We start from the raw sequence: 20,713 nt of genomic DNA on the forward strand, positions 1-20,713 counted from the left end.
TCTTAGCTCCCGTCCTGCCTGATCACCTCAACAAGCCAATACCGGAGATATGGCTAACCAAAGGTTAAAGTCGGGCTCAGGTCAGTTTGTTCCACCCCAGAAGACAGATGATCTGCGTCGCCACATGCGCACCCGCAATCGCTGTCGCACCTGAAGTATCATAGGGTGGTGAGACCTCGACCACGTCCCCGCCTTTGATGTTGATCCCGGCGATGTCGCGCAAGATGATCTGCGCCTGGATCGAGCTTAGACCGCCCCAGACCGGTGTGCCGGTGCCGGGGGCAAAGGCCGGATCAAGACCGTCGATGTCGAAACTCAGGTAGACCGGACTGTCGCCCAGAATACCCTTGATCTTCTGCGCCACAGCCGCTGGGCCCGCTTCATAGACCTCGCGCGCGTCGATGATGTTGACGCCCAGAGTGTCCTCATTCGTCGTGCGGATACCGACCTGAACCGAGCGTTTGGGGTCGACGATTCCCGATTTCACCGCCTTGTAGAACATGGTTCCGTGATCCACGCGGTCCATATTGTCGTCCGCCCAGGTATCCGAATGCGCATCGAATTGCAGCAATGACATCGGTCCGTATTTCTCGGCATAGGCTTTCAGGATCGGAAAGCTGATATAGTGATCTCCTCCCAGTACGACCGAGGCGACATCGGCTGCCAGAATCGTCCGGATGTGGTCCGTCAAAGTATCGGGAAAATCAGGAATATTGGCATAGTCAAAGGCAAGGTCCCCGTAATCGGTGATTGCCAGTTCGCTCAGCGCTTTGAACGGCCAGCCATACGGTTCGTCCGGCGATTGCAACGTGCTGGCCTCGCGGATGGCACGTGGGCCAAGGCGGGTGCCGGGCCTATTGGTCACTGCCTGATCGAAGGGCACACCGGTGACAGCGATATCAACCCCGGTCAGGTCCTTGGTATACAAACGCCGCAGGAATGAAGTCGCCCCGCCAAAGGTGTTCTCGTACGAGACGCCTTTGAGGTCCGCGTTGGTAAACGCCTCATCGACGTAGTTTTTCGAATCTTCCAATGACATTGCGTCTCTCTATCTGTCCAAAGGTTGTGCGATTTCGACAAGGCGCGCAAAAAACGATGCCCCCACCGGCGCGATGTCGTCGTTGAAGTTGTATTTCGGATGATGAAGGCCCGGGCCGTCGCCCTGCCCCAGAAACAGATAAGCACCCGGTCGGGCCTGCAACATGTACGAAAAATCTTCGGCCCCCATATCGCGGCTCATGTTGTCAACCACACGCTCGGCACCGGAAATCTCACGGGCGACGTCTGCGGCAAAGGCCGTTTTGTCCGCGTCGTTTATCGTCGCTGGATAACCGATCTGATAATCCAGTTTTGCTTCAACCCCGTACGAGGCGGCCTGCCCCTGCACGATCTGCTCCATCCGCTGGACCACCATTTTCTGCACCGAAGGATCAAAGGTGCGCACAGTGCCGTTCAGATAAGCGGTATCGGGGATCACGTTATTGACCGTACCGGCATGGATTTGGGTGACCGAGACAACCAGATCCTCGACCGCATAGTGGTTGCGGCTGACGATGGTCTGAATGGCCTGAGCGATCCCACAGGCCGCCATTACCGGATCCTTGGTCTGGTGCGGCAGTGCCCCATGGCCACCCAGTCCCTGAACGTGGATATCAAACGTGTCCACAGCCGCCATGATCGGGCCTGCCGTAGTGTGAAACGCGCCTTCAGGATTCCCCGGATCGTTGTGAATACCGTAGATCTGAGCGATATCGAACCGCTCCATGATGCCTTCTTCGACCATGACGCCTGCACCGCCGCCCTCTTCTTCGGCAGGTTGAAAGATCAGCGCGACCCGGCCGCTGAAGTTCCGCGTTTCTGCCAGATAGCGCGCAGCGCCCAGCAACATCGTCGTGTGCCCATCATGGCCGCAAGCATGCATTTTGCCCGGGTTTCTCGAGGTGTAGTCCAGCCCTGTTTCCTCAGCAATCGGCAAGGCGTCCATATCGGCCCGCAAACCGATTGTCGGGCCATCCGCCTGCCCATTGATGATCGCAACCATTCCGGTTTTCGCGATCCCTTCGTGCAGTTCATCGACCCCAAATTCTCGCAAACGTTTTGCAACAAAAGCTGCGGTTTCAAAGCACTCGAATTCCAGTTCGGGGATTGTATGCAGATGCTGCCGCCATTGCTCCATATCGGCAGTGAACTCGGCAATTCGGTTGACGACGGGCATATAGGGTGGACTCCTGATCCGGACTGCGGGATGGATGCATCTGACACCGGAATGAAAGGGTTCGCAATGGTCGAAAGCTCTCTGATCCACGATACGGATGCGGGTATCGAGCGCCTGTTGGAAATCATGCGCCGCCTGCGCGACCCAAAGACCGGTTGTCCCTGGGATATCGAGCAGGATTTCGGCACCATCGCGCCCTATACCATCGAAGAAGCCTATGAGGTCGCCGACGCGATCGAGCGCGAAGCCTATGACGAATTGAGGGGTGAACTTGGCGATCTGCTGTTCCAGTCCGTCTTCCACGCGCAGATGGCAGAAGAGGCCGGGCATTTCACGTTTCAGGACGTGGTGCGCACCATGTCTGACAAGATGGTTGCGCGCCATCCGCATGTATTCGGCGACGAATCCCGGGATAAATCCGCAGATCAGCAAACCGTGGACTGGGAGGCGATCAAAGCTGCCGAGCGTGCGGGAAAGGAACAAAAGGGAGCGCTGGACGGAGTGGCGGCCAACCTTCCTGCCCTATTGAGGGCGCACAAGCTGCAAAATCGCGCCGCGCGCGTGGGGTTCGACTGGCCCGATGCCAGCCATGTCCTTGCCAAGATCACGGAAGAGGCCGCCGAACTGGAAGAAGCGCGCCATGCCAAGGACCCCGATGCGCTTGAGGATGAATTCGGCGACCTGCTGTTTGTCATGGTCAATCTGGGCCGCCATCTGGGCATCGAACCTGAGGCCGCTCTGCGTCGCACCAACGCCAAGTTCACCCGGCGTTTCGAACAGGTTGAGGCACGTCTCGCCGCCCGTGGCAAAACGCCCGCGCAAAGCGATCTGGCCGAGATGGACGCGCTGTGGGACGAGGTAAAGACCGACGAGCATCGGGCCAATGGCAAACTCCCGCCGGTGGATGCGCCGACGGATGCCTGAAACCGCTGGACAAGTGGGAAAACAGTTGCGAGTGTCCGCGCTTCGAGACCCCGGAGGCACAGCATGACCGCCCGCAAAATTATCATCGACACCGACCCAGGACAGGACGACGCCGTCGCCATCCTTCTGGCATTGGCCAGCCCCGAAGAGATCGAGGTTCTGGGCATCACGGCTGTCGCCGGCAACGTGCCGCTGGAATTGACGGCCAAAAACGCACGGATCGTCTGCGAACTCGCGGGTCACACGCATATCCCGGTCTATGCAGGATGCGACCGCCCCCTGAAACGGGATCTGGTGACAGCCGAACATGTGCATGGGAAAACCGGCCTCGATGGGCCGGTCCTGCCCGACCCGAACATGGCGCTGGCAGACGGACACGCGATCGATTTCATCATCGACACGCTGCGCGCGCACGAGCCGGGTACAGTGACGCTCTGCCCGCTGGGACCGCTGACCAACATTGCCACGGCCTTTGAAAAGGCCCCCGATATCATCGATCGGGTCCAGGAAATCGTGCTGATGGGCGGGGCCTATTTCGAGGTTGGCAACATCACTCCGACCGCAGAATTCAACATCTATGTCGACCCGGAAGCCGCTGATATCGTGTTCAGATGCGGCGCTCATATCGTCGTCATGCCGCTGGACGTTACTCATGACGCCCTTGTCACCCCGCACCGCAACGACGCCTTCCGCGCACTTAACAGCGAGGTTGGTCATGCCGTGGCCGAAATGACCGATTTCTTCGAACGGTTCGACAAGGAAAAATACGGATCCGAGGGTGCGCCTTTGCACGATCCCTGCGTCACCGCTTATCTGATCCAGCCCGAGCTATTCAAAGGCCGTCACGTCAACGTTCAGATCGAAACGCAATCGGAACTGACCCTTGGCATGACGGTTGCCGACTGGTGGGGCGTGACCGATCACCCTCCGAATGCACTGTTTATCGGAGACGTTGACGCAAATGGCTTTTTTGCCCTGCTGACCGAAAGGCTGGCCCGTCTATGACCGCTGCACTTCGCCTAGCGCGCCCGGACGATATTGACCGTCTGATGGCGCTTGTCGCCGCGTTTCATGCCGAATCCGGCATCGAACAGGACCATGACATGCGGCGCGATGCGTTGTCTCCGCTGCTTGAAGGTATCCCTCATGGCTGCATCTATTTGATCGGACCGGGCCGCGCGCCACTGGGTTACATCATCCTGACATTCGGCTGGTCGGTTGAATTTGGCGGCATGGATGCGTTTGTCGACGAAATCTATATCCGACCCGCCGTGCGCGGGCGCGGGATTGCGACCGAAGTGCTACATGATTTGCCAAAAGCGCTGGCAGATGCCGGGCTGACCGCTCTGCATCTCGAGGTCGACCGCACCAACGCGGCCGCACAAAAGCTGTATCTTCGGTCAGGCTTCAAAGCGCGCGACCGCTATATGCTGATGAGCAGAACGCTCTAGCGGGACTCGCCGCGGAAAATCAGATCCGGGTTGTACATTTCCCGTACCGGATCATCCTGCGACACTTCCTTTCCGGTGATCGGATAGGTGCCAGGTTCGGTGCAGGCGGCCAGAATTCCAAAGGAAAACAGGGAAACGACGAGAAGGATTCTTGAGGCAGACATCGCGCTCTCCTTTCTGCAACGCAGGCAGGATAGCAAATTTGGACGCGTTTATATATGAACAAGTTCACACATAAGCATGCTTGCAAAGGTGTTTTTCACCAGTTCTACCAATTTTTAGTAATTGTTCACTTTTGGGCAATTCTGCTTCATTCCCCGCTCCATCCTGCTGAATTGCTTTGGGACACGCTTGGGATTTGGCAATGCTTTCAACTGATCGGTTACGTTTTCGCCCGTGTACCACGATTGGAACAATAGCTCTTTGATGTCGTCATCCAGTACCTGATTGGCCACCTGATAGGTGCACAGGCATTCCTCCATCGTGATCTGCCCGCTGACATCACTCGCAACCATTTTGGCGCAAACCGCCGGGGCCGGTGGTCCTGCCCAGGCGGTCAGAGGTAGGATCAGCAGCGCAGCTGCACCAGAGAAATGATTGAATATGGTCATCTGATTACCCTCAACTTTGAATATCGAAACTCATGAGCTGCTGAGAAGTTGACCTCATTCAGCCACTGCTCGGCAAGTTTAGCGCGAAACGGGCGTCAAATCACGCAGAACGCGGAAGCCTCTGGAATCGGACCTACTATCCTCGCGGGCTCGTCCTCGACCAGCGACGCGGGACAAGTCCATTGCTGCAAAGTACACACCCCCGCGCGTGACCCGCCGGCTACAGAAAGGGCTAAAGGAATTTCTTAGATAGATACTCGATTTGGACCAACCGTCGTATGTTTCAGTCCAGCAAGACGAAGTTATTTCCATGACGTTCCCCGACATATGCCGCAAGCCCCAGGCATTGGCGGCATCAAGAGCATCAACCGGAACCGGTTTCCCGCGCGAGGCGAGGTCAGGGCGTTTCTCACCAAGCATTACTTCCGTCGCACTGCCAAGAAAATTCACCTGATCTGTCGTAACTTCCTCGCCCTGCGCAAATGGGGTTTGCGTTCCGGCTCGCGCGGCGTATTCCCACTCTGCTTCAGTTGGCAATCGATACACGTCCGCACCGACTTTGCTGTTGAGCCATTGAACGTACGAAATGGCATCCAAATAGGAAACAGTAATGACCGGGTGCTTTCCAACGATCTTGGCACGCGGTGCGTCTTTCTGAAGGATATAATCCTGCGGCAAGTGTCCACCGCAACCGCCATCTTCGACGCATTCCATCCATTCATCGTAGGTGACCTCATTCCGGCCCATGGCGAATGGCACGTCGATCTCAACGGAATGAACAGGACCTTCATGATGGGCGATGTATGGATCATCGGGCGTTGCAAGGCGGATATTTCCCAATTCCCAATGCACGTTATAGCGCGATTCCCCCGGTGGCCCGCCCATAAGGAATTCACCCAGCGGTACCACGATCATCTCGGGGCAAACATCGCATTCCTCAAAAATCTCGAATGTGGAGACTTCGGTGCCGTCCGCCAGCCGATATTCCGCCCTTGCAGGATGCGAAAAAAGCTGCATCGCGGCAGCGGCAATCAAGTGTTTCCTCCGCAAAGTATATCGTCCGATATCAAATGACTCGGAACAATTTAGGATAGTTTACATCCCAAGGAAAACAACCAAATGACGAAAGATGATAGAAAGAGCCCGGCCTCAATAGCAGGGGCCGGGTTTGTGTTTTCGAATTCTACAGAATTATCGCTTTAGGATCGACGCGCCTGCGTATTCCGCGATTTCACCCAGCGATTCCTCGATACGGATCAGTTGGTTATATTTGGCCAGCCGGTCCGACCGCGCCAGCGAGCCGGTTTTGATCTGACCGCAATTCGTTGCCACAGCCAGATCGGCAATGGTCGCGTCTTCGGTCTCGCCCGAGCGGTGCGACATCACGTTGGTATACCGCGCACGATGGGCCATATCGACGGCCCGCAGCGTCTCGGTCAGCGAACCGATCTGGTTCACCTTGACCAGCATCGAGTTTGCACAGCCGCGATCGATCCCTTCGGCCAGACGTTCGGGGTTGGTCACGAACAGGTCGTCACCCACCAGTTGGACTCGGTCACCGATGGCGTCGGTCAAGGCCTTCCAGCCGTCCCAGTCATCTTCGGACATTCCATCCTCGATCGAAATGATCGGGTAGTCGTTGACCAGCGCCGCCAGATAGGCTGCGTTTTCTTCCGAGGTCAGCGTTTTGCCCTCGCCGGACAGAACGTATTTGCCATCCTTGTAGTATTCGGTTGCCGCGCAATCCAATGCGAGGTGGATCTCGTCGCCCGGCTTGTAGCCCGCTTTTTCAATGGATTTCAGAATGAAATCCAACGCTTCGCGGGTGCTGGCGATGTTGGGGGCAAATCCGCCCTCATCCCCGATCCCGGTGCTGAGACCTGCTGCTGACAACTCTTTCTTCAAGGTGTGGAACACTTCGGAACCCATGCGCACCGCTTCGCGAATGTTGCTGGCTGCAACGGGCATGATCATGAATTCCTGAATGTCGATGGGGTTATCGGCGTGTTCGCCGCCGTTGATGATGTTCATCATCGGCACCGGCAGAACGCGGGCCGAGGTGCCGCCTACGTAGCGGTATAGCGGCTGCGTGGTGAAATCTGCCGCCGCCTTGGCCGTCGCCAGAGAGACCCCCAGAATGGCGTTGGCACCCAGACGGCCTTTGTTCTCGGTTCCGTCCAACTCGATCATCGCGGCGTCGATGGCCACTTGCTCGGTCGCGTCAAAGCCCACCAGTTCTTCGGCAATCTCACCGTTCACGGCGGCGACGGCCTCGAGCACGCCTTTGCCCATATAACGCGACTTGTCGCCATCGCGCTTTTCAACCGCCTCATAGGCTCCGGTCGACGCTCCCGAAGGTACCGCCGCGCGGCCCATGGTGCCGTCTTCCAAAATCACGTCCACCTCGACCGTCGGATTGCCCCGGCTGTCCAGAATTTCGCGTGCGTGGATGTCGATGATCGTGCTCATGAGGCCCGTCCCTATGGCTGCATTCAGTTGCAGGCGTCATAGCAGCAACCGGCGAAAAGTAAACCGGTCACGTTATCGCTAACACGTATATTTTCCTGCCTTTAGGGCTAACAGCCAGCTGTTTGCGCCAACACCGATCAGGCGACAGCCAGTTGCCTTGCCAAACGACGTTCGCGGACAAAGGTGTAAAGACCCGACCCGATGATCAACGTGGCCCCTGCCAGGGTCATGGCGTCTGGGCGTTCATTGAACATCAACACGCCTGCAATCATCGAGAACACGAGGCGCGTATATCGGAATGGCATCATCGCCGAGGCCTCGCCCACCCGCATCGCTGCGACGATGCCATAGTAACCCAACATGCTGAAAATAACGGCAGCCAGATACGGTACGACCTGCGCAGATTGCACCGGTGTCAAAGACTGCCCAGTGGCGATCATCAGTACAGTCCCGGCCACGATTGCGGCAATATAGGCTTGCATCGCAACAACGGTGGACGCCACACGCACATCCAGTTTGCGCGTGATCAGGTCACGTGCAGCGATCAAAAAGACCGTGGCGACGACCAACAGAGTTTCCGGCTGGAACCCCTCGAGGCCCGGACGGATGATCATCAAAACGCCGATGAAGCCAACACCAATGGCGCTCCAACGCCGCCAACCGACGGTTTCGCCCAGAAACAGCGCAGCACCCATTGTCACCGCCAGCGGTAGGGCCTGAAACACCGCTGCGACGGTGGAGAGATCGATCAGCGATAGCGCGGTCACGAACAACACCGCGCCTACCCCCTCGGCCCCGGCGCGCGCAAGCGGCAAGAGCGTCCATGCCGCGGGGTCAAAGATCCGTTTTCGGGTGGCCACCGACAAAATTGCAAAGGTCAGGCCGCAAACAACGCCCAAAGCAATCAGAATCTGCCCGGTCGGTACGGTGACCGACAGGTGCTTGATAAACATGTCTTCGATCGCGAAAGCTGCCATCGATCCGACAAGCAGCAGGATGCCGTTTACGTTGTTCATGCGTATTTCCATTGGGACAGGTCGGCAAAATCCGAGCCCTCATGTCAGCAAAACAACAACTTTCCCGACATCGCAAGCCCGATTGCGACAGCTTCGATGAAGTGCCGTGATACGGTCAATCGCGGTTCCTGATGGGTCAGTCCTTGTCCAGCGGGACGCCGTAGAGTTCCAGCCGATGACCTTTGAGCTTATAGCCCAGCTTGGCCGCGATCTTTTCTTGTAGTGCTTCGATCTCGGGATCGACAAACTCGATGACCTCGCCCGACTGCATGTCAATCAGGTGGTCGTGGTGATCCCGCTCGGCGTCTTCATAGCGCGCGCGGCCATCGCCGAATTCAAGGCGTTCAAGAATCCCGGCCTCTTCGAACAGTTTTACTGTTCGGTAGACGGTGGCGATCGAAATCCCCGAGTCTTCGGCCGAGGCACGAGCATATAGTTCCTCAACGTCCGGGTGGTCCTCACTTTGTTGCAGCACATGCGCGATGGTACGGCGCTGACCTGTCATACGCAGGCCCTTGGCCTCGCACCGGGCGATAATCGTGTCGGACATTGTTACCCTCGGAACTGTTCGGTTCTCTGTCTTAATATGTCTGACGCGCTTGCGCCACATCAGAATTAAGGCAATTCAGGCAACACGCTGAAGGTCGGCCCAGATCGGAAGGTGGTCTGAGGCGATATGCGCCGGTCGCGCGTCATGCACCCCATGTCCACTGGCCTGCAACCCCTGCCCCAACGCGATGCGATCCAGCGCCCCTAGCGGTTGCGCGGCCGGAAAGCTGGGAACAGGTGGCAGGAACTGCATGTCCGGCACCAGATGGTCCAGGACCGGCTGCCGGGACCATTCGTTGAAATCTCCGGCCCAGACCGTTGGCATGCTGTCCAGATCAGAATCGCATCGACGGATATGCGTGATCTGCTGTCGGCGCGAGGCGGGCAGCAAACCCAGATGCATACCCATCACCCGCAAGGGCCCGATCGGGGTGTCGAATTCCACGCGCACCGCACCGCGCGGTTCGAACCCCGGAAGGTCGTGATGGCCGGTCTGGCGTACGTTTATCGCGTCTCCGCGCCAGATCACCGCGTTGCCGTGCCACCCCAGGCTGCCCGCGCCCCCGAGATCGACGATCTGCCAGCCAGCTTCATCCAGCATGAAATGCGGCAGCGCTGCCGGGCGGGGAGGCAGCCTTTTGTCCGCCTCTTGCAGCACCACAATATCGGCGCGCAGCCCTGCCAGCACCTGCATGATGCGTTGCGGCTGGCGACGAAAGTCCAAACCGACACATTTCTGGATGTTGTAGCTGGCAATGCGAAGGGTTGGTGAGGATGTCATGGCGCTCGGGTCAATATGCGAATTCCAACAGTGCCACGCCCAGCGCCCAGTGCAACCCGATTTTCCCGTAACTTTGGCAAACAACGCTGATTGGGATCGCAAACGGAATTCTGAAGAGGATTTAACCCTAAAGTGCTGTGTGTGAACGTAAATCGCGTGTACAGAACGGACAGTGCCGTTAAAGTGCCCCTGAACCGAACCCGAGGATCCACCGTGGATACAACTTTTGCCATTCTTGTAATCGCCGACATCTCGGGCAGCACACCGCTGTACAAGGCGGTTGGCGATGGCGAGGCGCAACGGTTGATCCAACTGGAACTGGACCGACTGCGGCGCGTTCTGCGCGAGCATGGCGGCACGCAGGTTGGACAGAAAGGCGACGATGTACTCAGCTATTTTCTGGACCCCGACGCCGCGCTGAATGCCGCACTGAACCTGATCGAGGGGTCTCCTGAAACGTCGCTATCGGTGCATGTGGGTGTGCATTGCGGCCCGATCGTGATTGCCGAAAAGGGTGTTTATGGCGAAGCGGTTAATGTCACCGCCCGGCTGGCCACCGCTGCCAATCCCGGTGAGGCCTGCGTCAGCGACGGGGTCGCAGAGATGTTGCAGGGCGATCTGCGCCGGATGCTGAAACCTCTTGGGCGGCTCAACCTCAAAGGGTTGACGGAACAGTTCATGGCGCATTCGCTGATCAGCCCGGCGATGGACCCGTTCACGCAGACCCGACTGCCCCTTTCTTATGGTCGGACCGAAGAACACTGGAAAAGCGCCGAGAGACTGACGCTGGTTCTCAGCCACGAAGATCGCTCGTGGCGCTGCCATGACAATGGTGAGCTGACGATTGGCCGGTCGCCGGATTGCGATGTCATCCTGACCCAGCCCTGGGTATCACGCCTGCACGCGGTGCTGAGCATGAAGGACGGCAAGCTGATCCTGTCTGACCGCAGCACCTCGGGGACCTATGTCAAATCCGAGGCTGGCCGGGAAATCCAGCTCAAACGGGAATCGGTGATGCTGGCGGACAGCGGGCTGATCTCGCCTACTCTGCCTATCGAGCATTCCGAAGCCTGTTTGCAATTCGAGATTCTGGGCCGCCGTCAGGTGCCGCAGAACGTGGCCTGAACCACCTCATTCTCGGCTGGCGGGCGGGTCAGGTCTACGGCGTCGGGCTGGCTCTGGTATGGATTTGCCAGAACGGTGTTCAATCTATGGAACGGCCCGAAATCGCCCGCTACCGCGGCCTGGATCATCTGCTCGACCCGGTGATTGCGTGGGATAAAGGCCGGGTTGACGGCCAGCATGACCGCGTCAGGGGATTGTTCTTGTTCAAGTCGCGCGCGCCAGCCCTCGGCCCACGTATCGAATGCCGTTGGATCAATGAAATGATCACGCGCCGCGTCGCTGCCCAGCGCCCGGAACGTGTTGGTAAAGTCAGCCTGGTTCTGCGCCATGCGGGTCAGAAGGTCCGAGATAAGCGCTAGATCGCCCTCTGCTGCCGTCGCCAAACCAATTTTGGCACGGAATCTCTCCAGCCAGTTTTCCTGCAACAGATCGGGCATGGCGTGAACGATTTCGGTCGCCTCTTCAACGGCGGCATCCTTGTCATCCATTTGCTGGATCAAAGCGGTCGCAAGCTGCGCAATGTTCCAAACGGCAATCTCTGGTTGGTTCGAATAGGCATAGCGCCCCATCTGATCAATCGAACTGTAGACCGTGTTCGGATGATAAACATCCATGTAAGCACAAGGGCCATAATCGATGGTCTCGCCCGCGATCGAGCAATTGTCGGTATTCATAACCCCATGAATGAACCCGACGCTCATCCACTGCGCAATCAGACGGGCCTGCGCGTCCCGGACAGATCGCAACAGACCCATTGGGCCGTCAGCGTCCGGATAGTGTCGCGCGATGGCATAGTCTGTCAGCATTCGCAATCCATCCAACTGACCCCGCGCCGCAAAGACCTGAAACGTGCCGACCCGCAAATGGCTTTGCGCGACGCGTGTCAGAACCGCGCCGGGCATCGGTCCCTCACGCAGCACAATCTCACCGGTCTCGACAGCGGCCAAAGCGCGCGTGGTCGGGATACCAAGCTCATGCATTGCCTCGGATACCACGTATTCGCGCAAAACCGGCCCCAACCAGGCGCGCCCGTCCCCCTGGCGCGAGAACGGTGTCGGGCCCGAGCCCTTCAACTGAATATCGCGGCGCACCCCATCGGTGCCGACCGTCTCGCCCAGCAAAACCGCGCGGCCATCACCCAATTGCGGGTTGTAATGCCCGAACTGATGACCGGAATAAAGCTGCGCCAGCGGTTCTGCCCCGTCCGGCAGCGTGTTCCCCGCAAACGCTTCGGCCATCTCGGCAACCTCTCCCGGCATTACCCGCAGCACACGGGCCAGATCAGCATTAAACGCAATCAGACGCGGTGCGCGGACGGGAACCGGGGCCTGTCGCGCATAAAACAGGTTCGGCAGTCGGGCATAGCTGTTATCAAACGGGATTGTCAGGGTCATGCGCCAAACATATGGCCTATTCGCGCGATTGCCATAGCGGATCAGCGCGGGTCATGCATAATCGCGAGGCGACTGAAGGACAGCCCATGACCCCGCAACAGATCATCGACCACCTGAGCCTGCAACGCCACCCCGAGGGCGGTTGGTTCCGCGAGACCTGGCGCGCCGACAATCCCGGCCGCGCCACCGGCACCTGCATCTATTTTCTACTGCAAGCCGGCGAAAGCAGCCATTGGCACAAGGTGGACGCAACCGAGATCTGGTTATACCACAGCGGCGCGCCGCTGGTTCTGTCGCTCAGCGCAACCGATGACGGCCCGGCAACCAATCACCTGCTGACACCAGACTTGGCCAGAGGAGCGCCGCAACTCATTGTCCCAGTGGGCCACTGGCAAGCCGCGCGCAGCACCGGCGCGTTTACTCTGGTCAGTTGCACCGTTTCGCCCGGCTTTGAATTTGACGGGTTCGAACTCGCAGAACCCGGTTTCGACATTCCAACGGAGTGACCAGATGGACCACCGCGCCCTGATCGCTTCGATCCCGGCCGAAACCAAAGACAGGCTACAACGGCGCTCGGACACAGCGGGCCTAAAGCAACTTTTGCTATATTTTGGCGCCTTGGCCCTGACCACTTCCGGTATCGCCCTGCACGTTCCATTTTGGCCACTGTTGATACTGCCTCAGGGCCTTTTGCTGGTGTTCCTGTTCACGCTCAGCCACGAATGCACACACAAAACGCCGTTCAGATCTGGTTGGCTGAACGACGCAATCGGCCACCTCGTTTCGGTCCCGATCTGCCTGCCCTTCACCTGGTTTCGCTATTTCCACCTCGCCCATCACAAATGGACGAACCACCCAACCAAAGACCCCGAACTTGATGGCAAACCTCGGCCTGAGAGCTGGCGCAGCCTTGCCGTCTACCTTAGCGGTTGGCCCTATTGGACAAGCATGGCGCAGGTATTGCTCGACAACGCAAAAGGGCGGATCAGTGCCGAATACCTGCCCCGCCGTCAGTATCGCGCAATCAGGACCGAGGCGGTCGCACTGCTTACACTGTACACTTTGGCGGCAGTAAGCCTTTTCTACACGCCCGTTTTGTTCTGGATCTGGTTACTGCCCGCAATCGTGGGCCAACCGTTCCTGCGCCTCTACCTTCTGGCAGAGCATGGGCTATGTCCTCCGGTCGCAAATATGCTGGAGAATTCGCGCACCACATTCACCAACCGGCTGATACGGTTTCTGGCGTGGAATATGCCCTACCACGCAGAACACCACGCCTTTCCAAACGTGCCTTTTCACCAATTGCCAGCGTTTCACCGCTGGACACAGGATCACCTGCAGTCAACCTCAGAAGGTTATGGCCGGTTCACCACAGATTACGCACGATCGCTCCGGCGTTAGATCCGCCTCTCCATCTGACCAAAGATATCCCGGGAGTCGCCTCGCTATGAGCGCAGCGCCCTTAACCGCTAACCACAGCGCCCCGCGCTGGAGATGACACGACCCCTCCCCCAACCAACGCGCTGACACCGGTAGTTCCCGGGCATGAGGTCGGCAGACCGCGCGCCACGCGCACGGCCAGATAGGCGAATGCCTGCGCCTCGAGCATATCACCGTCCAGACCAACGGCCTCGACCGGTTCGACCGGGCAATCCAGCGCGACCCGCAGCATCTCCATCAGAACGGGGTTGTGCCGCCCTCCACCGGTGACCAGCACGCGGCTGGGTGGTTTCGGACAGTACTCCATCCCCTGCGTTACGCCGGCTGCGCACATGGCGGTCAGGGTGGCGACGGCATCCGCATCGCTGAGTTCCTGCACCAGTTCGATCATCTGGGCGAAGTCGTTCCGGTCCAGAGACTTTGGCGGCATCCTGGAAAAGAACGGTTCCGCCAGAAATAACTCAAGCGCACCGGTCTCGACGGTTCCGCCACGCGCAACTGCACCATCCTGGTCCATCGCCTGACCCAACCGCGATTGCATCAGATCGTCCACCGGCGCATTCGCCGGGCCGGTATCGAACGCCAGCAGCGCGCCCGGCTCTTCGGGTCCACCGAAGGTCGGATCGACATAAGTCAGGTTCCCAACGCCACCGAGATTCAGAAAGCACAACGGCTCTTGCGCTTCGATCCATTTGGCACAGGCAAAATGGAAGAACGGGGCCAGCGGCGCGCCCTCACCCCCAAGCGCGACATCATCGCTGCGGAAATCCCAAACTACGGGCAGCCCCAGCGCCTGCGATAGACCCAGCCCATCGCCCACCTGCAACGTCCCGCGACCACGCGGTTCATGGGCCAGCGTCTGACCGTGGAAACCAATCAGGTCCACCTCTTCGAACTCCGACAAAACCTCGGCATGCGCACGCGTTACCAACTCGGCCGAGATATCGACGTCCGGACCGTGCCACTGACCCAGTGCAGCACGCAGCGTTGCGCGCTCCTCATCCGAATAAGCGCGGTATCCGCTTGGACCAAACCCAAAGATCGTTTGCCCGTCAGTCTCGATCACCGCTGCATCGACGCCGTCCAAAGACGTGCCCGACATGGCCCCTAACGATCGAAGCACACCTGATTTGCTGATGACCCTGCTCACACTGTCCTCATTGTTTTGATCGCCCGCCGTGCCGGGTGTTTCGCACAACCTGCACGGTAACGCGAAGCCAAGGCAAGACACATCCCGCGCGAGCCGCGTTTTTCTTGGAAAAGGTGGCTTTTCCTTGCCTCTGACGCCGCCTATACAGTGCCCCGCAATAGTAACCCCGAGGGCACGATATGACCTACCACCCCAAATCGGATTTCATCGCCACGATGATCGAGCGCGGCTTTCTCGCCGATTGCACCGATTATCAGGGCCTTGACGACGCGCTGATCAGTGGGGTGCAAACTGCTTATATCGGTTATGACGCGACCGCGCAGTCGCTGCATGTGGGTCACCTGATGAACATCATGGTGCTGCGCTGGTTGCAAAAGACCGGCCACAAACCGATCACCCTGATGGGTGGCGGCACCACCAAGGTGGGCGACCCCTCATTCCGCTCGGACGAGCGCCCCTTGCTGGGTCCCGAACAGATCGACGCAAATATTGCGGGCATGAAGCAGGTGTTCTCGAAATACCTGTCTTATGACGACAGCGAGACCGGCGCACTGATGCTGAACAATGCCGAATGGTTGGACGGTCTGAACTACCTCGATTTCCTGCGCGATATCGGGCGGCATTTCTCGGTCAACCGAATGTTGTCGTTCGAGTCTGTGAAGTCGCGACTGGATCGCGAGCAATCGCTCAGCTTCCTCGAGTTCAACTACATGATCCTGCAGGCCTATGACTTCCTCGAACTGAACCGCCGTTATGGTTGTGTTCTGCAGATGGGAGGCAGCGACCAGTGGGGCAACATTGTTAACGGCATCGACCTGACCCGCCGGGTGCTGGATCACGAGATCTATGGACTGACGACGCCCCTTCTGACCACCAGCGATGGCCGCAAGATGGGCAAGTCGCAGGGCGGCGCGGTTTGGCTGAATGGCGACATGCTGAGTTCCTACGAGTTCTGGCAGTTCTGGCGCAACACCACCGATGCGGATGTGGGCCGGTTCCTGAAGATCTTCACCGAACTGCCCGTCGACGAGTGCGACCGTCTGGCCGCGCTGGGAGGGGCCGAGATCAACGAAGCCAAGATCCGCCTCGCCAACGAAGTGACCGCCTTGTTGCATGGGGCCGAAGCCGCAGCAACCGCAGAGGCAACCGCGCGCGAAGTGTTCGAAAAGGGTGGAGTTGGAGGCGATCTGCCAACGCTCACATTGTCCGACGCAGAACTGCCGATCTCGATCGTTCAACTGATCGTCAAATCGGGTCTGGCCAAGTCGGGCAAAGAGGCCAAGCGCCTGATTGCAGAAAACGGTGCCAAGCTGAACGACGCGCCGCTGACCGATGCCGGGCTGATGATCGACGCGGGCGCACTTTCGACGCCGATCAAGCTGAGCGCCGGGAAAAAGCGTCACGCGCTGGTGCAGCAAGGCTGACCTGTCGGTCACTTACGTAAAACAACGGCCATCCTCTTTGGGATGGCCGTTTTCGTATTACGCGTCGTTGCCGGTGCGTTTCAGATTCGCGGCATCAGCGTTTTCCGCCTTTGCCGCCACCTTTACCGTCACCGCTCTTTCCGCCGCCTTTACCGTCGCCGCCCTTGCCGCCACCTTTACCGTCGCCGCCCTTGCCGCCACCTTTACCGTCGCCGCCCTTGCCGCCGCCTTTACCGTCGCCGCCTTTGCCGCCACCTTTACCGTCGCCGCCCTTGCCGCCACCTTTGCCGTCGCCGCCCTTGCCACCGCCTTTACCGTCGCCGCCTTTACCGTCGCCGTCACCCGGGTCGCTGCCCCCATCGCCAGGATCGCCGCCATCACCGGGGTTGTCGTTCCCGGACCCCCCACCGCCCGCGTTGTTATCGCCTCCACCCGAGTTGTTGTTGCCAGTGCCTGTTCCACCACCAGACGCATCGGATGAGCGGTCGAAATCAGATCCATCGGAGTTCCGGTTTTCACCCGCATTCCCCGAGCCAACAGCGTTTGAAAGGCTCGCCGTGGGCAGATCTGTCAAAAGACTGGCCAGCCCCGGGCATTGTGCGGCGGTTACTTGAAGTGTCGTTTCAAAGTCCGACCGGCTTTGCAGACGATCCAGAAAGCTGGGCGTGACTTGCGCGCAATCACACAAAGCGGCGTAATCGCCTGCGTTTGCAAGATCCCGCGCCGTTTTCCAGTTGCAGGTTTCAGGCGCCGCTGCTGCGCTGCCAACCATAAACACACCCATGACCGGCGCGGCCATGATCGCGCCCAACCTCTGCTTTGAACTCTTTGACATCTCACTACCTCCTGAGTGATGTACACCCAACCACTTCCGGTTGTCTGAACCCGACATGGCCACCCAGCATGAAGCGATTGTTAAGTCTTGCTGAGCTTTCCTTGAGGATCGCTGGCGCGCAAAACCTGTGGACAGACCGCCCGCGATGGGTTTAATGAACGAGCGTTCATATCCTTGGAGGAAGTCCACGATGCGCATTTCCAATACAGCCGCAGTCGTCTCGGGCGGTGCGTCGGGTCTGGGCGAAGCGACAGCCCGTCACTTTGCTGCCGAAGGTGCGCAGGTCACCATTCTGGACCGCGAAACAAAGCGCGGATCAAAGGTCGCCGCCGAGATTGGAGGCAATTTTGTCGAGACCGACGTGACAGACGCTGACTCGGTCGCCGCAGCCATTGCCGAAGCCAAGCAAAACATGGGCCAGATCACCGTGGTGGTAAACTGTGCCGGCATCGCCTATGGCATCAAGACCGTCGGCAAGGATGGCCCGCATCCTCTGGACGCGTTTCAACGCACCATCGACATCAATCTGGTTGGAACCTTCAACCTTTCACGTCTGGCCGCCGCCGAGATGGCAAAGAACAACCCCGATCCAGAGGGCGCGCGTGGGGTGATCATCAACACCGCCTCGATCGCCGCGTTTGACGGCCAGAAAGGTCAGGCAGCCTATGCTGCATCCAAGGGCGGAGTTGTCGGAATGACACTGCCCATGGCACGCGATTTGGCGTCGAGCGGCATTCGGGTGATGACCATCGCTCCGGGCATATTCATGACCCCGATGCTTGCCGGCCTGCCGGAAGAGGTGCAACAGCAACTCGCAGCCGATGTTCCCAACCCGCCGCGATTGGGTGACCCGCACGAATACGCCCGACTGGCCGCGTTCATTGTCGAGATGGGATACCTGAACGGAGAGGTTATTCGCATCGACGGTGCGCTGCGTATGCGCTAGACCAATCACATGACCGAACGCGAGAAAATGGAGGCCGGGACTTGGTATTGCTGCCTTGATCCCGAACTTGACGCCATACGCGCAGAGGCCCGCCGCGCTGTCTACGCCCACAATACAAGCGACCCCGACGCGCGGGGTGGCATGGCCCCGGCCCTGCGTACGCTCTTGGGCAATCCCGGCTCAGAATGTCTTCTAGAGACGCCCTTTCATTGCGCCTATGGCATCAATATCCATCTGGGCGAGCGCGTGTACTTCAACTCTGGCTGTGTTGTGCTGGATACCGCGCGCGTCCAGATCGGCAACGACACGATGTTTGGTCCACATGCGCAGATCTATTGCGCACAACATGCCAAAGACGCGGCCAAGCGCGCCCGGGGATTGGAAATCGCCCTGCCCGTCACGATCGGCAACAACGTCTGGATTGGTGGCGGCGCCATCATCCTGCCCGGTGTGACGATTGGCGACAATGCGATCGTCGGCGCTGGAGCTGTGGTGACCAAAAACGTTCCCGAAGGACAGACGGTTGTCGGCAATCCGGCGCGTCCTGTCCGATCCTAGGCCCCTTCGGCCTTTTCTTCGAGGGTCAGCCACTCCTCTTCCGCAGCTGACAGCTTATCCTGCCGTTCGACCAGCGCTTCGGTTGCCTTCTGGAATTTGACCGGCTCCCGGGTGAACAGTTCCGGGTCGGACATCAACTCTTCCAGTTTGGCTATTTCGGCTTCAAGCCGATCGATCTCGGCCGGCAGTTTTTCCAGACGGTGTTTTTCCGAGAATGAAAGGCCCGTCTTCCGCTTTGCTTCCTGCTTTATTTTCGGCTTGGTTGCCTTTGATTTTGCTTCACTTTTTTCAGCAACGTCACCTCGTTGGGTGACATAATCCGTCCAGCCGCCCGCATAAACGGTGGCGCGGCCATTACCCTCCATCGCGATGGTTGTGGTCGCAACGCGGTCCAGAAAATCGCGGTCGTGGCTGACCAGCAGCACGGTGCCGTCGAAGTCATCCAGCAGCTCCTGCAACAGATCCAGCGTTTCAACGTCCAGATCGTTTGTCGGTTCATCCAGCACCAACAGGTTTGACGGCTTGGCCATCAGCTTGGCCAAGAGCAGACGCGCCTTTTCCCCACCCGACAGAGATTTGACAGCGGCCCGCGCCTGCTGATCGTCGAACAGGAACTCCTTGAGATACCCGACCACGTGCTTTGGCGCACCCCGCACCATGACCTGATCTGCCTTGCCCGAGACCCGCATTTCGGGATCGCCGGTGAGGCTGTCCCACAAGGTCATCTCGGGGTCCAATTGTGCGCGCGCCTGATCAAACACGGCAACTTCGAGGTTTGTACCCAGCGTTACCGTGCCTTCATCCGGCGTCTCGCGGCCCAACAACATATTCAGCAAGGTCGTCTTGCCGACACCGTTCGGGCCAACAAAGGCCACTCGATCACCGCGCTGCACCAGCAGATCAAAGCTTCGCACAATCTGCTTGTCGTCAAACCGTTTCGCCAACCCTTTGGCTTCGATCACCTTGCGCCCGGATTTGGAGCTCGCGTCCAGCGACATCGCCGCCGTTCCCTGCCGCTTGATCTGACTGGCACGTTCGGCCCGCAGCGCCTGCAGCGCGCGCACTCGGCCCTGGTTGCGCTTGCGGCGGGCGCTGATGCCCTCGACGGCCCAGCGCGCTTCGGACTTGATCAGGCGGTTCAGCTTGTGGCGTTGCTGATCCTCCTCGTCCCAGGTTTTGTCGCGCCAGGCCTCAAAAGCTTCGAACCCCTGTTCCTGCCGCCGCACCATACCCCGGTCAATCCAAAGGGTTGCGCGTGTCAGGGCGCGCAGAAACGCGCGGTCGTGAGAGATTAGAACAAACCCCGCGCGGGTTGCGCCCAACTCATGCTCGAGCCAGGCGATCGCTTCGATATCCAGATGGTTGGTGGGCTCGTCGAGCAGCATCAAATCCGGTGCCTCGGCCATGAGCTTGGCCAGCGCCGCCCTGCGCCGCTCACCGCCCGAGGCGGTTTCGACTGCGCGTGACGGGTCGAATTTCAACCCCTCACCGGCGCGTTCGACCTTGTACAACTCCCCGGGTTCCAACTCACTGGCAGCATAGTCACCCAGTGTGGCAAAGCCCTGCATGCTGGGGTCTTGTTCCATATAACCCAAGGACTTTCCTGGGGGGATGACAATGTCGCCCTGATCGGCCTCGACCAAACCGGCCATCACCTTCATCAAGGTTGATTTGCCCGAGCCATTGCGCCCGACAAGCGCGACACGATCACCGGGCTGCACCACAAGATCGAGATCGGAAAACACCGGATCGCCCCCAAAGGTCAGGGAAATACCGGACATCTGCAACAAAGGAATTCTCGCCATGCCCGCCAGCTAAACCGGCT

At 58.9% G+C, this 20,713-nt stretch carries 22 protein-coding genes; 9 read left to right on the top strand and 13 right to left on the bottom strand.

The features are described 5' to 3' along the window. Positions 1-76: 76 nt before the first annotated feature. Positions 77-1,039: an agmatinase gene (gene speB / locus ACR0JA_RS04045; protein ID WP_480570321.1), complete on the bottom strand. Its 963-nt coding sequence runs from the start codon at positions 1,037-1,039 to the stop codon at positions 77-79. A 9-nt stretch (positions 1,040-1,048) separates the two neighbouring features. Then, positions 1,049-2,215 carry a M20 aminoacylase family protein gene (locus ACR0JA_RS04050; protein WP_480570324.1) on the bottom strand — a complete coding sequence of 389 codons (1,167 nt, stop codon included), beginning with the start codon at positions 2,213-2,215 and terminating at the stop codon, positions 1,049-1,051. 66 nt (positions 2,216-2,281) lie between these two features. Here ACR0JA_RS04050 and mazG point away from each other — a divergent pair, with 66 nt between their 5' ends. The 3 genes from mazG to ACR0JA_RS04065 all read left to right on the top strand — a co-directional run bounded on the left by mazG (position 2,282) and on the right by ACR0JA_RS04065 (position 4,590). Continuing rightward, positions 2,282-3,139: a nucleoside triphosphate pyrophosphohydrolase gene (gene mazG, locus ACR0JA_RS04055; protein ID WP_480571140.1), complete on the top strand. Its 858-nt coding sequence runs from the start codon at positions 2,282-2,284 to the stop codon at positions 3,137-3,139. 63 nt (positions 3,140-3,202) lie between these two features. Next, entirely contained in the window at positions 3,203-4,144 is a 942-nt protein-coding gene (locus ACR0JA_RS04060) for a nucleoside hydrolase (protein ID WP_480570327.1), read from the top strand. Further along, the gene (locus tag ACR0JA_RS04065) at positions 4,141-4,590 is read left to right on the top strand and encodes a GNAT family N-acetyltransferase (protein ID WP_480570330.1); all 450 of its coding nucleotides are present in this window, start codon (positions 4,141-4,143) and stop codon (positions 4,588-4,590) included. The genes ACR0JA_RS04060 and ACR0JA_RS04065 overlap by 4 nt, the downstream gene beginning before the upstream one ends. On the opposite strand, the gene ACR0JA_RS04070 is transcribed toward ACR0JA_RS04065, so the two are convergent. From ACR0JA_RS04070 to ACR0JA_RS04100, 7 genes are all read right to left on the bottom strand, one after another. Beyond that, entirely contained in the window at positions 4,587-4,754 is a 168-nt protein-coding gene (locus ACR0JA_RS04070; RefSeq protein ID WP_480570333.1) for a hypothetical protein, read from the bottom strand. The genes ACR0JA_RS04065 and ACR0JA_RS04070 overlap by 4 nt on opposite strands. Positions 4,755-4,868: 114 nt before the next feature. After that, positions 4,869-5,201, bottom strand: coding sequence for a hypothetical protein (locus ACR0JA_RS04075; protein WP_480570336.1), 333 nt, complete (start codon positions 5,199-5,201; stop codon positions 4,869-4,871). 78 nt (positions 5,202-5,279) lie between these two features. Then, positions 5,280-6,236: a formylglycine-generating enzyme family protein gene (locus tag ACR0JA_RS04080; RefSeq protein ID WP_480570339.1), complete on the bottom strand. Its 957-nt coding sequence runs from the start codon at positions 6,234-6,236 to the stop codon at positions 5,280-5,282. Between the two features lie 156 nt (positions 6,237-6,392). Next, positions 6,393-7,670: a phosphopyruvate hydratase gene (eno, locus tag ACR0JA_RS04085; protein WP_480570341.1), complete on the bottom strand. Its 1,278-nt coding sequence runs from the start codon at positions 7,668-7,670 to the stop codon at positions 6,393-6,395. 137 nt (positions 7,671-7,807) lie between these two features. After that, positions 7,808-8,686 carry a DMT family transporter gene (locus ACR0JA_RS04090; RefSeq protein WP_480570344.1) on the bottom strand — a complete coding sequence of 293 codons (879 nt, stop codon included), beginning with the start codon at positions 8,684-8,686 and terminating at the stop codon, positions 7,808-7,810. A 136-nt stretch (positions 8,687-8,822) separates the two neighbouring features. Then, positions 8,823-9,236, bottom strand: coding sequence for a Fur family transcriptional regulator (locus ACR0JA_RS04095; protein ID WP_480570347.1), 414 nt, complete (start codon positions 9,234-9,236; stop codon positions 8,823-8,825). Between the two features lie 75 nt (positions 9,237-9,311). Continuing rightward, a complete protein-coding gene (locus tag ACR0JA_RS04100; protein ID WP_480570350.1) occupies positions 9,312-10,016 on the bottom strand; it encodes an endonuclease/exonuclease/phosphatase family protein in 705 nt (234 codons plus the stop codon). Positions 10,017-10,229: 213 nt separating this feature from the next. Here ACR0JA_RS04100 and ACR0JA_RS04105 point away from each other — a divergent pair, with 213 nt between their 5' ends. Beyond that, the gene (locus ACR0JA_RS04105; RefSeq protein ID WP_480570353.1) at positions 10,230-11,141 is read left to right on the top strand and encodes an adenylate/guanylate cyclase domain-containing protein; all 912 of its coding nucleotides are present in this window, start codon (positions 10,230-10,232) and stop codon (positions 11,139-11,141) included. Here the strand turns inward: ACR0JA_RS04105 and ACR0JA_RS04110 are convergent. Then, entirely contained in the window at positions 11,117-12,535 is a 1,419-nt protein-coding gene (locus tag ACR0JA_RS04110; RefSeq protein ID WP_480570356.1) for a protein adenylyltransferase SelO, read from the bottom strand. The genes ACR0JA_RS04105 and ACR0JA_RS04110 overlap by 25 nt on opposite strands. Positions 12,536-12,621: 86 nt before the next feature. On the opposite strand from ACR0JA_RS04110, the gene ACR0JA_RS04115 reads away from it, so the two are divergent. Continuing rightward, complete coding sequence (locus ACR0JA_RS04115) at positions 12,622-13,041, top strand: cupin domain-containing protein (protein WP_480570359.1); 420 nt, start codon at positions 12,622-12,624, stop codon at positions 13,039-13,041. A 4-nt stretch (positions 13,042-13,045) separates the two neighbouring features. Next, positions 13,046-13,936, top strand: a complete 891-nt coding sequence (locus ACR0JA_RS04120; RefSeq protein ID WP_480570362.1) for a fatty acid desaturase — start codon at positions 13,046-13,048, stop codon at positions 13,934-13,936. A 61-nt stretch (positions 13,937-13,997) separates the two neighbouring features. Here the strand turns inward: ACR0JA_RS04120 and ACR0JA_RS04125 are convergent, their stop codons facing one another. After that, a complete protein-coding gene (locus tag ACR0JA_RS04125) occupies positions 13,998-15,077 on the bottom strand; it encodes an anhydro-N-acetylmuramic acid kinase (protein WP_480571142.1) in 1,080 nt (359 codons plus the stop codon). A 227-nt stretch (positions 15,078-15,304) separates the two neighbouring features. Here ACR0JA_RS04125 and tyrS point away from each other — a divergent pair, with 227 nt between their 5' ends. Beyond that, entirely contained in the window at positions 15,305-16,549 is a 1,245-nt protein-coding gene (gene tyrS / locus ACR0JA_RS04130) for a tyrosine--tRNA ligase (protein ID WP_480570365.1), read from the top strand. Between the two features lie 94 nt (positions 16,550-16,643). On the opposite strand, the gene ACR0JA_RS04135 is transcribed toward tyrS, so the two are convergent. After that, a complete protein-coding gene (locus tag ACR0JA_RS04135; RefSeq protein ID WP_480570367.1) occupies positions 16,644-17,384 on the bottom strand; it encodes a hypothetical protein in 741 nt (246 codons plus the stop codon). Positions 17,385-17,574: 190 nt separating this feature from the next. Here ACR0JA_RS04135 and ACR0JA_RS04140 point away from each other — a divergent pair, with 190 nt between their 5' ends. Both ACR0JA_RS04140 and ACR0JA_RS04145 read left to right on the top strand, forming a co-directional pair. Then, entirely contained in the window at positions 17,575-18,330 is a 756-nt protein-coding gene (locus ACR0JA_RS04140) for a 3-hydroxyacyl-CoA dehydrogenase (protein WP_480570370.1), read from the top strand. Between the two features lie 9 nt (positions 18,331-18,339). Continuing rightward, positions 18,340-18,888 (top strand): sugar O-acetyltransferase, encoded by a 549-nt coding sequence (locus ACR0JA_RS04145; protein WP_480570373.1) that lies wholly within the window; start codon positions 18,340-18,342, stop codon positions 18,886-18,888. On the opposite strand, the gene ACR0JA_RS04150 is transcribed toward ACR0JA_RS04145, so the two are convergent. Continuing rightward, positions 18,885-20,693 carry an ABC-F family ATP-binding cassette domain-containing protein gene (locus tag ACR0JA_RS04150; protein ID WP_480570376.1) on the bottom strand — a complete coding sequence of 603 codons (1,809 nt, stop codon included), beginning with the start codon at positions 20,691-20,693 and terminating at the stop codon, positions 18,885-18,887. The genes ACR0JA_RS04145 and ACR0JA_RS04150 overlap by 4 nt on opposite strands. Between the last annotated feature and the right edge of the window lie 20 nt (positions 20,694-20,713).

The organism is Ruegeria sp. AM4, assembly GCF_056540665.1.